Source organism: Gordonia amicalis NBRC 100051 = JCM 11271 (genome assembly GCF_000332995.1).
Lineage (GTDB): Bacteria > Actinomycetota > Actinomycetes > Mycobacteriales > Mycobacteriaceae > Gordonia > Gordonia amicalis.
On record NZ_BANS01000019.1, the window covers coordinates 90678 to 104087 of the forward strand.

Below are 13410 nucleotides of genomic sequence, written 5' to 3' on the forward strand. Positions count from 1 at the left end.
GGGCCGGCGGTGATCGACACCAGGCTATCGGCGCCCGCAGCCGCCCGCGCGGCATCCTCCGGATGCGGCACTTCACGTCACCGGTGAGCGGCCCCGGCCGCCGATGTGCTGACATGGAACACGTGGATCAGACAATTCCGGTGGACGAACTGGCCGCCATAGCGGTGGACGTGGCGCAGGAGGCGGCCGCCCACGTGCGACGTCGCCGACCCGAATTGTTCGGTGCGACAACGCCGCCGACAGTGGACGCGGCACCCGTCGGGTCGGCCGCCGTGAACCCCGTCTCGACGAAGTCGACGGAAACCGACCCGGTCACCGTCGCCGACACCGAGACCGAACGGCTGATCCGGCAGCGCCTGCACGAGTCCCGGCCCACCGACGAGGTCCTGGGGGAGGAGCACGGTGGGAGTCGCGCCGTCCCGTCCGGCGTGCGCTGGGTGGTCGACCCCATCGACGGCACGGTCAACTTCATGTACGGGGTCCCGGCCTACGCGGTGTCGGTCGCCGCGCAGGTCGACGGTCGCTCGGTCGCCGGTGTCGTCGTCGACGTGGCGCGCGAGGTGGTCTATGGCGCCACCCTCGGTGGCGGTGCCTGGGTGGCCGACGGCGACGGCCTGCGCGTACCGCTGCGGTGCAACGCCGTCGATCGTGCGGAACTCGCCCTCGTGGCAACCGGTTTCGGCTATGCCGCGGACCGTCGGCGCGCGCAGGGACGGATCGTCGCGGAGCTGCTCCCGCGGGTGCGGGACATCCGGCGGATCGGTGCCGCGGCACTCGACCTGTGCATGGTGGCCTCCGGCGCCGTCGACGCTCATTACGAGCACGGTCTCAGTCCCTGGGACTGGGCGGCCGGTGGTCTCATCGCCGCCGAGGCGGGTGCGGTCGTGGTGACCCCGCCGCCGGACTCGCGCGCGGACGAGGGGCACATCACCGTGGCGGTGGCGCCGGGGATCGCCGACGAGTTCCTCGCCCTGCTCGATGGGGCCGGAGCCCGGGAACCGCTGACCTAGCGGGGTCGGTGGGGCCGATTCAGCACGGAGCCGAGTGGACCGCCTTCACCAACGCGGGATCGGCGCCGGTCTCGGGGTTCTTGGGATCGGCCGACCGCAACGCCTCGAGTGCCGCCTGCGCGTCCTGGGAGAGCTCGCCGCCCGAGTGATAGGTGCCGAGGGCGACATCGACCCCGGTGCCACGGCGTCCGTCGTCGACGAGCTGGGCGCAGGGGAACGCGAGCCAGGTCGCCGCGGCGGCGGCACGGCCGGCGGGCCCGAACCGGATCTGTGCCACGCAGTTGAGATCTCGGTTCGCGTAGACGGGATCGTCGGCGAACGGGGTGTCGGCGGCCGGCGTGAAACCCTGCGCGGCGAGGTCCTCGGACACCGACCGGGCAGCGCCCCGTTCCTCGGATGCGTTGAGGACCCGGACCTGGAAGGTCGACAGTGCGGCGGGAGCGACCTCCAGCATCTCGTCGCGCGGGACCTGGTTGAGGACGGGCGGTTCGGCCGGTTGTTGTGCGCCGGGTTCGACGGCGGTCGACGGGGTGGGCTGATTGCATGCGGTGGGGACCGATTCGCTGTCGTCGCCGCCGAGGACGATCGCCCAGACGACGACGCCGAGGACCAGCAGGACCACCACCGTGATGATCGCCGGGGCGTACCGGCGCCGCGGGTACGGGCGGCCCTGTTCGTCGGTCGGGTAGCCGGTCGTAATCTTCGAGACCACCGTGGAACGACTCCTCACTGGGATTTCCCACTCGGCCACGCCGTGGGCGCACTGCTCGAGCGGATGTACTTCACCGGGAGCGATGCCCCGCGCAATCTCCGCAACACTCTAGAGGGTCGATCCCATGGTGGGTGCGAGCCTCGCCGCGGGAGCCGTGTCTCGCCGTCTCCGAGGCGTCCGACCTGCCTGAATCGCCAGATTCCGGACGAGTTCGCGTTGCCACATTGACGATTGACCGGGCATGGTCTATTCTTCGGGCGCCCGCGCTTCCAGCCTCGGGGTGCAACCGACATCAAACCGTGACCGAAGTCACACAATACGCCGGATTATTGGGTACGAATCGTGCTCTAGACGACGTTGTAGTGACCCCACCGGCAAGACAATCCCGGCGGAGTCGTGCGCACACCCTCAGGTGATGGCCACGAGCCGGAACCGAGAGCGCCCCCTCACTCTCTGAACAAGTAAGGCACACAATGGCTACTGATTACGATGCGCCACGACGCACCGAGGCCGAGGACCTCAACGAAGACTCGCTCGAGGAACTGAAGGCCCGCCGCAGCGAGGCGCAGTCCGCGGCGGTCGACGTGGACGAAAGCGACACCGCGGAGTCCTTCGAGCTGCCCGGTGCGGACCTCTCCGGTGAAGAGCTGTCGGTTCGGGTCGTCCCGAAACAGGCTGACGAATTCACTTGTACCAGCTGCTTTCTCGTCTACCACCGCAGCCGGCTGGCGGAGGAGAACGGCAACTCGCTGATCTGCGTCGACTGCGCATGAGATCCGCGGGACACCCGCGGAAGTGTACGACGACTCCCTGACCCACAGGGCCTGACGAAGAAGGGGCCGCGCCATCAGGCGCGGCCCCTTCGTCGTATGGGTGCGGGTCGATCGGTCAGGCGCCGGCCGACGGGCGGTCGGCCGCGGCATCGGGGAGGTCGAGAGCGGCCAGCAGTTCGGAGGGGCGCCGGGTGGACACCAGCCAGTAGGGGGTCGGGTCGTCGGGGTCGTCGAGTACGACGAGGACCATCGTCTTCACCCAGAAGCGGTGCACCAGATAGGCGGCGGGGTCGAGCTGACGGCCGAGGGCGGCACTCTTGGCGGTCGCCGGGATGGAGGCCCCGCGGGCGACGACGGCCCGCGGCAGGCGCGCGCGATGTGCCTGGAGTTCGCGGTCGGCGGTCACCCGGACGCGGGTACGGCTCATCGACCACAGCACCAGGACGCTGAGGATCGCGGTGACGACGTAGCCGATCACGCTCCACTTGCTGCCGTGGGCGGACAACTGGATCTCGTAGCCCACCACACCGGTCACGACGGCGGCGGCCAGCCACCACCACCACGGCACGGTGAGACGCTCCTCGAAGAGGTCCGCGGAACCGGCGTCCCGGCGAGCCGCCGGATTCTCCGACGTGCCGCCGGTGTTGTCAGGCGATTGGGGTGCGGTCACGGTGACCAGCGTAGTCTGCGTGCGTGACCACAGCTCTTCCCCCTCTGCCGCCCATCGCGGTACGTCGACTCGACCCTGATCTGCCGTTGCCCACCCGAGCACATTCCGGGGATGCGGGCGTCGACCTGTGCTCGGCGATCGACCTGGAACTGCCGGCGGGACGACGTCAGCTGGTCGGTACCGGGATCGCGATCGCGTTGCCGTTCGGCACCGTCGGCCTGATCCACCCGCGCTCCGGACTGGCCGCGCGCGCCGGCCTCTCCATCGTCAACACCCCGGGCACCATCGACGCGGGCTACCGGGGGGAGATCAAGGTGTGCCTGATCAACCTCGACCCCGAGCAGTCCATCACCATCTCGCGCGGTGACCGGATCGCGCAGCTGATCGTGCAGCGCGTCGAGCTTCCCGATTTCGTCGAGGTCGAGGAACTCGACGACACCAGCCGCGGCGACGGCGGATACGGATCCAGTGGCGGCCACGCCATCCTGAGCTGAGCACGACACGCCGAGGTCGGTCCGACGCCGCGTCGATTACTGTTCACACGGAACGCGGATTGACGAGGAGTAGACGATGACGAAGAACGGTTCGGATGAACTGCGGGTCGGTCAGGCACTGGGCCCCTACGACATCGACGCCCTCGCGACGGAACCCCACGAGCTGGAGAACTCCCACCTCGACCTGGGGTCGGTGCTCGTCCCGGTGGTCGAGGGCGGGCAGGTCACCGTCGAGATGTCGGAGGCACACCAGCCGCAGAACGTCTACCTGGTCACCCCGATCGGCCGGATCTCGGTGAGTGCGTTCGCGGCGCCCAAGTCGCCGGGTACGTGGCGCGAGGTGGTCCGCGAACTGGCCGAGTCGTTGCGTGACGGCGGCGCTGCGACCAGCATCGAGGACGGCCACTGGGGCCGGGAGGTCGTGGCCGAGGTCGAGGGCGCCACGCATCGCTTCATCGGCGTCGACGGCCCCCGGTGGCTGGTGCGCTGTGTCGGTAGCGGGCCGTCGGAGAGCGCCGAGGACCTCGCGCGCCTGAGTCGTGCCGTGCTGGCCGAGACCGTCGTGCGTCGCGGTTCGGATCCGCACCCGCCGCGGGAACCGCTTCCGATCGTCCTGCCGCCGGTCCTCGCCGATCAGGTGGCCGCCGCCCAGCAGCAGATCTTCGCCGAGGCGGAGGCGGGCGCGGAGACCCCGGCCCGACCCCAGGCACCTGCCGGCGAGGTGGCCGGCTCCGACGACGAGTCGGAGGCCGTCGCCGGGGGAGCGCTGGACCAGGTGGCGCACGCCGCGGTCTACGGCGAGAACACCTATACCGACGCCCCGGCCGAGGGCGGTTCGGGCGGCCACGACGATCCGTCGGTCACCGCCGACCCGGATCCCGAGGACGACGCCCCGCTGCCGCCGTCGTCGGGCTCGGCGATGCAGCGCTTCTTCCGTCGTCGCTGAATCCGTTTCGGCCGGGGTCTCACCTCGACAGGCGCGTGTATGCGGCGAGGCAACTGTCGCCGAGCAGTGCGGGATCGCGGCCCCACCCCTCGAGGGTGACCTCGACCAGTGACGAACGCGGCGCGGCGTCATGCCAGGTGCGGGCGACCGCGATCGGGTGGATGGCGTCGTCCGGGGCCGCGACGAGTGCCAGTGGAACGGTGAGTCGGGCGATCTGCTCCGGTGTGGGCGCCGAGTAGTCCGCGGCATCGCGCAGCTGTCCGATGACCTCGGGGTGCAGGCGTCCCCAGGAGCGGGAGAGTTCGGCGGCCAGCCAGTCCGGGCTGCTCGCGGCCATCGCGGCGACCGTCGCGTCGAGCCCGTCGCGTTCCATCGCGTCGGCGGTCGCCCGTGCGCTCGCCGCGGCGAGCGCGGAATCGGCGTCGCCGCTCCAGGCGGGCAGCGCCGCGAACACGCCCGCACATCGGTCACCGGTGTCGGTGAGGGCCCATTCGAGGGCGATGGCGGCGCCGATCGACACTCCGCCGACCAGAACCGAGTCGTGTTCGACGGTCGCACGTTCGAGACCACGCCGATGACCGGCGACCAGATCCGGCGTCGGCTCGAGCGCCACGAGCTCGACCCCGAGCATCGCCGCGGCGTGACCGAAGGCACGTGTGACGTGGTCGGCATCGGAGCCGGTCCCGGGAATCACCACCAGCGCGGTGGGTGTTCGTGTGGACGGACGGTCCATTCGGGGCATCAAATGTTCATCCGGATGCAGGGCACCAGGAGATCATCCCCTAGGGTGTCCCGGGACTGCGGGTGAGCCCCGGTCGTCCACGTTGTCACCGGCCGATGCCGGGTCTACGCTGGCGGACAGCCACCGATCAATCGTTCGGTGGCCACGGACGCTGACGCGAAAGCCTGGTGCCCGGCTGAAATCCATTGGGAGGTTGGGATGCCCACCACTGCTGGCTATCTCAAGCGTCTGACCCGCCGACTCACCGAAGATCTCGGGAACGTCGAAGCGGAGCGAATCGCGGAGGAGTCGAAGGCGACGGGCGCACAACGCGCGTCGGACTGCACTCGCGGCGAGGAGGTCACCATGCACGGTGAGCTGCGTGCGGTGGAGACGTGTTCACGCGCGGCCAAGGCCGGCGTGAAGGCGGAGTTCTTCGACGGCTCCGACATCGTCATGCTCAAGTGGCTGGGCCGCAATCGCATCGCGGGTATCGAACCCGGCCGCAAGGTGACCGTGCGGGGACGTCTCGCCCTGCAGGACGGTCACAAGGTGATCTACAACCCCTACTACGAGCTGCAGGGCAGCGACGACGAGTGACTCCCACGAGCGACACCGGCGAGCCGGGTGACGAGTCCATCGGCCACGACGTCGAACCGGACTCGGGTTTCGCCCCGACCCCGACGGTGCTGGAACAGATCGGCGGCGTCTCCGGGCTGATCTACTCCACGGTTCCGGTCGTGGTGTTCGTACCGGTGAACTCGTTCCTCGGCCTCCGGGCCGCCATCGTCGCCGCGCTCGCCGCCGCAGCCCTCGTCTTCGGCGTGCGGATCATCCGCCGCGAAGGTCTCACCCCGGCGATCTCCGGCCTCCTCGGCGTCGCGATCTGCGTGTTCATCGCCAGTCGCGTGGGGGACGCCAAGGGGTACTTCCTGTTCGGGATCTGGACCACCCTCGTCTACGCGGTGGTGTTCGTGGTCTCCATCCTGGTGCGCTGGCCCCTGATCGGCGTCGCCTGGCATCTGGTGAACGGGCAGGGGACCGCCTGGCGAAGGCATGGCCGGACGCTGCGCGCCTACGACATCGCCACCGCCCTGGGGGCACTGGTCTTCGCGGCACGCTATCTCACCCAGTCCGAGCTCTACGACCTCGGTGCCACCGGATGGCTGGCCTTCGCGCGGATCGCGATGGGATGGCCGCTGACGGCCCTGGCGGTGCTCGCGACCGTCCTGCTCGTCCGCCGCGCGGTCCGCGAGGAGGAGACCGTCAGCGCGTGATCCGCATGGCGTCGTAGAGCGCGGGTTCCGCCTCGGCCGGCGCGATGAAGACCAGTTCGTCACCGCCCTCGATCGGGTCGTCACTCTGCGGCACGATGACACGCCCGCCGCGCAGGATCGCGACCAGTGCCACGTCCCGCGGTAGCTCGAGTTTGCGGACCGGTTTGCCCGCCACCGGTGTGTTCGCCGGCAGGGTGAGTTCGACGAGATTGGCCTGGCCCTGTCGAAAGGTCATGAGCCGGACCAGATCCCCCACCGACACCGCCTCCTCGACGAGGGAGGCGAGCAGGCGCGGGGTCGACACCGCGACGTCGACACCCCAGTCGTCGCCGAACAGCCACTCGTTGCGCGGGTCGTTGACCCGGGCCACGACCCGGTTGATCGCGAACTCGGTCTTGGCGAGCAGGCTCACGACCAGATTGGCCTTGTCGTCACCGGTCGCGGCGATCATCACGTCGAAGGTCTGCAGCTGCGCGTCCTCGAGCTTCGTGAGCTCGCACGCGTCGGCGAGAATCCACTTCGCACCCGGTACCGCGTCCGGGTCGACGTGATCGGCCTTCCGCTCGAACAGGGTGACGTCGTGCGAGTTGACCAGGAGTTCGCGGGCGATCGAGCGCCCGACCGCGCCGGCTCCGGCGATGGCGACCTTCACGGATGACTCCTCGTCACTCAGGATTCGGGATGGGTGAACGGTTCCGCGGCGACCCGGCGCGCGTTGACCAGATTGTCGAGCAGGACGGCGACATAGATCACGTCGTCCTGCTGGAGAACGGTTTTGGCGTCGGGCAGGACCGGTCGGCCGACCCGGTTGAGGAAGGCCACGCGGGCACCGGTCTGTTCCTGGAACCTGCCCACCGAGACCCCGATCCACGACTCGTGGACGTCGACCTCGGCGACCGCGAGCGAACCCGACGGGTCACGCCACTCCGCCGTCGCCGTCTCACCGAGCGCGGAGACGAACCGTTCGGTCGTCCACGGCACCGTGGCGACGGTCGGGATGCCGAGCCGTTCGTAGACCTCGGCGCGTTTGGCGTCGTAGATGCGTGCGACGACACGTTCGACGTCGAAGGTCTCCCGGGCGACCCGCGCGGCGATGATGTTGGAGTTGTCACCGGAGGAGACCGCGGCGAAGGCGTCGGCGTGCTCGATCCCGGACTTCACCAGGATGTCCCGGTCGAACCCCACGCCGGTGATCGTGCGGCCCGCGAAGTCGGCGGACAACCGCGAGAAGGCGGACGGGTCCCGGTCGATGATCGCGACGTCGTGTCCGCGTTTCTGCATCGCCATCGCGAGCGACGATCCGACCCGCCCGCAACCCATGATGACTACCTGCACGACATTCCTCTCCCGATGCGGCGTGCGTGCCGCGAGTCGAACCTACCCGCCACGACGCGGACGCTCTAGGGTTGCCTGGTGTCCACCGTCTCCAAGGTGTCCGTTGCGACGAAGCGGCTCCTGCTCGGCAGGCCCTTCCGCAGCGACAAGCTGGGCCACACCCTGCTACCCAAGCGCATCGCCCTCCCGGTCTTCGCCTCCGACGCGATGAGCTCCGTGGCGTATGCGCCACAGGAGATCTTCCTGGTCCTCTCGGTCGCCGGGATCACCGCTCTCACCTTCACCCCGTGGGTTGCGATCGCCGTCGCCGTGGTCCTCGCGGTGGTGGTCGCCAGCTACCGGCAGAACGTGCACGCATATCCGTCGGGTGGTGGCGATTACGAGGTCGCCACCGTCAACCTGGGACCCAATGCGGGCCTCACCGTCGGCAGCGCCCTGCTGGTCGACTACGTACTGACCGTAGCGGTGTCGGTGACCTCGGCGGCGGAGAACATCGGTTCGGCCGTTCCGTTCGTCAACGAGCACAAGGTCTGGTTCTGCGTCGGGGCGATCGTGATCCTGGCGGCGGTGAACCTGCGCGGCATCAAGGAATCCGGGGCGGTGCTGGCCATCCCGACCTATGCCTTCATCGTCGGCGTGCTGGGCATGCTCATCTGGGGCTTCACCGAGATCTTCGTCCTCGGCGAGGAGATCCGTTCGGAGACCGCCGACTTCGGAATCGTGGCGGAACAGGACAACCTCACCGGGCTCGCGCTGGCGTTCCTCGTGGCCCGATCGTTCTCCTCCGGGTGTGCCGCGCTGACGGGGGTCGAGGCCATCAGTAACGGCGTACCGGCCTTCCGGAAACCCAAGTCGCGCAACGCCGCGACCACGCTGCTGATGCTCGGTGGCTTCTCGATCACCCTGCTGCTCGGCATCGTCCTCCTCGCCCAGGAGATCGGCGCGAAGTACGTGATGGATCCCGCCCAGGACCTCGTCGGCGCTCCCGAGGGCTATCAGCAGAAGGCGATGATCGCGCAGCTCGCGCACGCGGTGTTCGATTCGTTCCCGGCCGGTTTCTTCTTCGTCGCGACCGTGACGGCGCTGATCCTGTTGCTGGCCGCGAACACCGCGTTCAACGGCTTCCCGGTGCTCGGTTCGGTGCTGGCCCAGGATCGGTATCTGCCGCGTCAGCTGCACACCCGTGGTGACCGGCTGGCGTTCAGCAACGGCATCCTGTTCCTGGCCGTCGCGGCGATCATCTTCGTGGTCGCCTTCGGCGCGCAGGTGACCGCGCTGATCCAGCTCTACATCGTCGGCGTGTTCGTCTCGTTCACGCTGAGTCAGACCGGCATGGTGCGGCACTGGACGCGTCTGCTGCGCACCGAGACCGACCCGAGCGCCCGGCGCCGGATGGTGCAGTCGCGGGTGGTGAACTCGATCGGCCTGGTGATGACGGCGACGGTCCTCGTGGTGGTCCTGATCACGAAATTCACCGCGGGCGCGTGGATCGCGGTGCTGGCGATGGTCTCGATCTTCGTGCTGATGAAGCTGATCCACCACCACTACGCGTCGGTACAACGTGAACTCGATCGGGCCGAGACCGACGACGAGGGCGTGCTGCCCAGCCGGACGCATTCGATCGTTCTCGTGTCGAGTCTGCACATGGCCTCCAAGCGTGCCCTGCGCTATGCCCGGGCGACGAGACCGGACGTCCTCGAGGCGATCACGGTGAACGTCGACGACCGCGACACCCGCAAACTCGTGTCCGAGTGGGAGGCCAGCGACATCACGGTCCCGCTGAAGGTCATCGCCTCCCCGTACCGTGAGGTCACCCGGCCGGTGATCGACTACGTGCGGCGTGTGCGCCGGGAGTCGCCGCGCGACGTGGTGACCGTGTTCATCCCCGAGTACGTCGTCGGACACTGGTGGGAGCAGATCCTGCACAACCAGTCCGCGCTGCGGCTCAAGGGGCGCCTGCTGTTCGAGCCCGGGGTGATGGTGACCTCGGTGCCCTGGCAGCTCACGTCGTCGGACCGCCGCAAGGAGACCAAGAGGTACTGGGCGCCGGGTGAGACCCGCCGCGCCCTCGGCGAATCGGAGCGCACCCCATGACGCCATCGCCCCCGGCGCGCCGGGTCGAGGTCGCCGTCGACCGTCCGGCGAACGGCGGGGAGGCCGTCGGCCGTGCCGACGGCCGGGTGCTGTTCGTACGCGGCGCGATCCCCGGTGAGCGTGTGATCGCCGAGGTCACCGACGACCGTCACGACTCGTATTGGCGGGCCGAGGCCGTCGAGATCCTCGACCCGTCGCCGTATCGGATTCCGGTGGCGTGCCCGGCGGCGGCCGGGGGAGCGGGATGCTGCGACCTCGGGCACATCGAACCCGGGCATGCGCGCGATCTGAAGCAGGCCGTGCTGCTCGACGTCCTGAGCCGGGTCGGCCATCTCGACGAGGCGACGATCGCCGACACCGACCTCGCGACCCGCGGGGTCGACCGGTTGCCCGGAACCGACACCGGCTGGCGCATCCGGACGCGGCTGGCCGTCGACGGACGTGGTCGCGCCGGGCAGCACGCGTTCCGCGGTTCCGCGGTGATCCACGACGTCTGCGTACAGCCGGCGGCGGGGATGGTCGACGACCTCGCCGGTCGCCGGTTCACGCCGCACGCCGAGCTGGCGGTGGTCCTCGACGCCGACGGCACCCGGCACATCACCGAACTCGCGCCGATCGCCGAGGTTCGTCACGGCGACCCCCGCCGGCGCGCTCAGCAGAACCGTCGGCGCCGTTCCCGACCCCGCGCACAGGTCGTCGTCGAGGGCGCCGAGTTCGCGGTGCACCGCGTCGGCGGCCGCTCGTGGAACATCCCGGTGACCGGATTCTGGCAGGCGCACCGCGCCGCGCCGCAGACCTACGCCGACACGGTGGTCGGTTTCGTCGGTGAACATCTCGATTCCGGCCCCCGGGTCGCCTGGGACCTCTACGGCGGTGCGGGGGTGTTCGCCGGCGCCCTGCTGGACACATACGACACGGGCCTCGACGAGGTCCACATCGTCGACTCCGACGCCGGTGCGCTGGCGGCCGCGTCGGAGACCTTCGCCGACGACGGCGACCGCGTGGTCACCCACCGGGGTGAGGTGGCGGTCCGGATCCACGCCCTCGGCGAGGCGCCCGACATCGTCGTCCTCGATCCGCCGCGTACCGGTGCCGGCGAGCGCGTCGTCGACGCGATCACCGCCGCCCGACCGGCCGTGGTGGTGCACGTGGGCTGTGATGCGGCGCGGTTCGCGCGTGATCTCGGTCTCTTCGTCCGTTCCGGATATCGCGTCGCGCAGGTCCGCGGCTTCGACGCTTTCCCGCTGACACACCATGTGGAGGCGGTCGCGTGTCTGGTGCCGGCCTGAGCCGTCACCCGCGGTGTGGGTCCGTCGACCATCCGCGGGGCGGGGTGGATCCGAATGCTTCCGTAGACTGACTGGTTATGGGCCGGGGGTGTCTCCGGCGGCGTCGCGCGATGGAGGAAACGATGAGTGTGCTCGACCGGATCAGCTCGCCGGCCGATCTGCGGTCACTGGCGGAAGCGGAGTTGGAGACTCTCGCCTCCGAGATCCGGACGTTCCTGATCGAGAAGGTGGCGGCCACCGGCGGCCATCTCGGACCGAACCTCGGGGTGGTCGAACTGACCCTCGGGATCCATCGTGTCTTCGACTCACCGCACGATCCGGTCCTCTTCGACACCGGCCACCAGTGCTACGTCCACAAGATCGTGACCGGCCGCAAAGACGGGTTCGACAGTCTGCGCCAGCGTGGCGGCCTGACCGGCTACCAGGAGCGCGCGGAATCCGAACACGACTGGATCGAGTCCTCGCACGCCTCGGCGGCCCTCTCCTACGCCGACGGCCTGGCCAAGTCCTTCGAACTGACCGGGCAGCCGGACCGAACCGTCGTCGCGGTGGTCGGCGACGGTGCGCTCACCGGCGGTATGTGCTGGGAGGCGATCAACAACATCGCCGCGTGCAATCGGCCCGTCGTGATCGTCGTCAACGACAACGGCCGGTCCTACGCGCCGACCATCGGCGGCCTGGCGAGTCACCTCTCGGGTCTGCGCCTGCAGCCCGCCTACGAGAAGTTCCTCGACGAGAGTAGGCGCGTCGTCAAGCAGATGCCCGTGGTCGGCGAACCCGCCTACGCGGTGCTCCACGGGGTGAAGAGCGGCCTCAAGGACCTGCTGGCGCCCCAGGCGATGTTCACCGACCTCGGCCTCAAGTACGTCGGACCCGTCGACGGACACGACGTCGGTGCCGTCGAGTCGGCTCTGCGGCATGCCCGTGACTTCGGCGGCCCGGTCATCGTGCACACCGTCACCCGCAAGGGCATGGGCTATGCCCACGCCGAGAACCACGTGGCCGATCAGATGCACGCCACCGGGATCATCGACCCGGTCACCGGCCGGCCCACGAGCGTCGCCCCGCAGGACTGGACCAAGGTCTTCTCCGCGGCACTGCTCGATGCCGGCGCCAACCGTCCCGATGTCGTCGCGATCACCGCTGCGATGCCCGGACCCACCGGACTGACGCCGTTCGGCGAGCGCTACCCGGACCGCATGTTCGACGTCGGCATCGCCGAACAGCACGCGATGACCTCGGCGGCGGGCCTCGCCCTCGGCGGCCTGCATCCGGTCGTGGCCATCTACTCGACCTTCCTCAACCGCGCGTTCGATCAGCTGCTGATGGACGTCGCGCTGTTGAGACAACCGGTCACCCTCGTCCTCGACCGGTCGGGCATCACCGGACCCGACGGGCCCAGCCACCACGGCATGTGGGATCTGTCGCTCATGGCGATGGTTCCCGGCCTGCGGGTGGCCGCGCCGCGTGACGCGGTCCGGCTGCGCGAGGAGTTCGACGAGGCCCTCGGCGTCGACGACGGCCCGACCGCGCTCCGTTTCCCCAAAGGTGCGGTGCCGGAGGACATCCGGGCGGTCGAGCGACTCGACGACGGTGTCGACGTGCTGCACCGCAGCGACCACGATCTCGGTCCGGCGACCGGCGATGTGGTCATCGTCGCGGCCGGCGCCTTCTGCAGCCTGGCCGTCGACACCGCAGAGCGCCTGGCCCGGCAGGGCATCGAGGCCACGGTCATCGACCCGCGCTGGGTACTGCCGGTCGCGACCTCGGTGGTCGAGGTCGCCCGTCGTCACCGCCTGGTCGTGACCCTCGAGGACGGATGCGTCAGCGGTGGTGTGGGATCGGCTGTCGCGGGAGCACTCTCGGCGGCCGAGGTACCGGTTCCGGTGCAGATCAAGGGCATCCCGCAGACATTCATCGAGCACGCCTCGCGCGGGGAGATCCTCGGCGAGCTCGGTCTGACCGCCCAGGACCTCGCCCGTTCGATCACCGCGACGGTGGCGGGAATGCAGGCCGGTCCCGCGCTGGAACGCCAGCTCGAGAACCCCGCCGATCCCGCGGAGAGCCGCGCCGAGGACTGACATCGGAG

14 protein-coding genes are annotated in these 13410 nt (G+C 69.5%); 9 read left to right on the forward strand and 5 right to left on the reverse strand.

What is annotated here, in order from left to right:
- The first annotated feature begins 113 nt into the window (after window positions 1–113).
- Entirely contained in the window at window positions 114–1010 is an 897-nt protein-coding gene (locus GOAMI_RS10605) for an inositol monophosphatase family protein (RefSeq protein WP_006436494.1), read from the forward strand.
- A gap of 19 nt (window positions 1011–1029) precedes the next feature.
- On the opposite strand, the gene cei is transcribed toward GOAMI_RS10605, so the two are convergent.
- Window positions 1030–1722, reverse strand: a complete 693-nt coding sequence (gene cei / locus GOAMI_RS10610) for an envelope integrity protein Cei (RefSeq protein ID WP_006436495.1) — start codon at window positions 1720–1722, stop codon at window positions 1030–1032.
- Window positions 1723–2195: 473 nt separating this feature from the next.
- Here cei and GOAMI_RS10615 point away from each other — a divergent pair, with 473 nt between their 5' ends.
- Window positions 2196–2495, forward strand: a complete 300-nt coding sequence (locus GOAMI_RS10615) for a DUF4193 domain-containing protein (protein ID WP_006436496.1) — start codon at window positions 2196–2198, stop codon at window positions 2493–2495.
- A gap of 115 nt (window positions 2496–2610) precedes the next feature.
- Here GOAMI_RS10615 and GOAMI_RS10620 read toward each other — a convergent pair whose 3' ends face one another.
- Window positions 2611–3165, reverse strand: coding sequence for a DUF3093 domain-containing protein (locus tag GOAMI_RS10620; protein WP_006436497.1), 555 nt, complete (start codon window positions 3163–3165; stop codon window positions 2611–2613).
- 23 nt (window positions 3166–3188) lie between these two features.
- On the opposite strand from GOAMI_RS10620, the gene dut reads away from it, so the two are divergent.
- Both dut and GOAMI_RS10630 read left to right on the forward strand, forming a co-directional pair.
- Window positions 3189–3659 (forward strand): dUTP diphosphatase, encoded by a 471-nt coding sequence (gene dut / locus GOAMI_RS10625; RefSeq protein ID WP_040004748.1) that lies wholly within the window; start codon window positions 3189–3191, stop codon window positions 3657–3659.
- A 76-nt stretch (window positions 3660–3735) separates the two neighbouring features.
- Window positions 3736–4605 carry a DUF3710 domain-containing protein gene (locus GOAMI_RS10630; protein ID WP_006436499.1) on the forward strand — a complete coding sequence of 290 codons (870 nt, stop codon included), beginning with the start codon at window positions 3736–3738 and terminating at the stop codon, window positions 4603–4605.
- Window positions 4606–4624: 19 nt separating this feature from the next.
- Here the strand turns inward: GOAMI_RS10630 and GOAMI_RS10635 are convergent, their stop codons facing one another.
- Entirely contained in the window at window positions 4625–5347 is a 723-nt protein-coding gene (locus GOAMI_RS10635) for an alpha/beta hydrolase (RefSeq protein ID WP_040004749.1), read from the reverse strand.
- Between the two features lie 198 nt (window positions 5348–5545).
- Between GOAMI_RS10635 and GOAMI_RS10640 the strand changes: the two genes are divergently transcribed.
- Entirely contained in the window at window positions 5546–5926 is a 381-nt protein-coding gene (locus tag GOAMI_RS10640) for an OB-fold nucleic acid binding domain-containing protein (RefSeq protein WP_006436501.1), read from the forward strand.
- Window positions 5923–6603 (forward strand): DUF3159 domain-containing protein, encoded by a 681-nt coding sequence (locus GOAMI_RS10645; protein WP_006436502.1) that lies wholly within the window; start codon window positions 5923–5925, stop codon window positions 6601–6603. The genes GOAMI_RS10640 and GOAMI_RS10645 overlap by 4 nt, the downstream gene beginning before the upstream one ends.
- Here GOAMI_RS10645 and GOAMI_RS10650 read toward each other — a convergent pair.
- On the reverse strand, window positions 6593–7255 hold the full coding sequence (locus GOAMI_RS10650) for a potassium channel family protein (RefSeq protein ID WP_006436503.1): 663 nt from the start codon (window positions 7253–7255) through the stop codon (window positions 6593–6595). The genes GOAMI_RS10645 and GOAMI_RS10650 overlap by 11 nt on opposite strands.
- Before the next feature lie 17 nt (window positions 7256–7272).
- Complete coding sequence (locus GOAMI_RS10655; RefSeq protein ID WP_006436504.1) at window positions 7273–7938, reverse strand: potassium channel family protein; 666 nt, start codon at window positions 7936–7938, stop codon at window positions 7273–7275.
- Between the two features lie 78 nt (window positions 7939–8016).
- Between GOAMI_RS10655 and GOAMI_RS10660 the strand changes: the two genes are divergently transcribed.
- The 3 genes from GOAMI_RS10660 to dxs all read left to right on the forward strand — a co-directional run bounded on the left by GOAMI_RS10660 (window position 8017) and on the right by dxs (window position 13402).
- Window positions 8017–10032 (forward strand): APC family permease, encoded by a 2016-nt coding sequence (locus tag GOAMI_RS10660; protein ID WP_006436505.1) that lies wholly within the window; start codon window positions 8017–8019, stop codon window positions 10030–10032.
- Window positions 10029–11321 carry a class I SAM-dependent RNA methyltransferase gene (locus GOAMI_RS10665; RefSeq protein ID WP_006436506.1) on the forward strand — a complete coding sequence of 431 codons (1293 nt, stop codon included), beginning with the start codon at window positions 10029–10031 and terminating at the stop codon, window positions 11319–11321. Before GOAMI_RS10660 ends, GOAMI_RS10665 begins: the two co-directional genes overlap by 4 nt.
- A gap of 122 nt (window positions 11322–11443) precedes the next feature.
- Window positions 11444–13402: a 1-deoxy-D-xylulose-5-phosphate synthase gene (dxs, locus tag GOAMI_RS10670; RefSeq protein WP_040004759.1), complete on the forward strand. Its 1959-nt coding sequence runs from the start codon at window positions 11444–11446 to the stop codon at window positions 13400–13402.
- The last annotated feature ends 8 nt before the right edge of the window (window positions 13403–13410 follow it).

Bases quoted from the DNA above. Each gene is read 5' to 3' on its own strand.
- GOAMI_RS10630 (WP_006436499.1), top strand. From the start codon at position 3,736: ATGACGAAGAACGGTTCGGATGAACTGCGGGTCGGTCAGGCACTGGGC.
- GOAMI_RS10665 (WP_006436506.1), top strand. From the start codon at position 10,029: ATGACGCCATCGCCCCCGGCGCGCCGGGTCGAGGTCGCCGTCGACCGT.
- dxs (WP_040004759.1), top strand. From the start codon at position 11,444: ATGAGTGTGCTCGACCGGATCAGCTCGCCGGCCGATCTGCGGTCACTG.
- GOAMI_RS10640 (WP_006436501.1), top strand. From the start codon at position 5,546: ATGCCCACCACTGCTGGCTATCTCAAGCGTCTGACCCGCCGACTCACC.
- GOAMI_RS10615 (WP_006436496.1), top strand. From the start codon at position 2,196: ATGGCTACTGATTACGATGCGCCACGACGCACCGAGGCCGAGGACCTC.
- GOAMI_RS10605 (WP_006436494.1), top strand. From the start codon at position 114: ATGGAACACGTGGATCAGACAATTCCGGTGGACGAACTGGCCGCCATA.
- GOAMI_RS10635 (WP_040004749.1), bottom strand. From the start codon at position 5,347: ATGCCCCGAATGGACCGTCCGTCCACACGAACACCCACCGCGCTGGTG.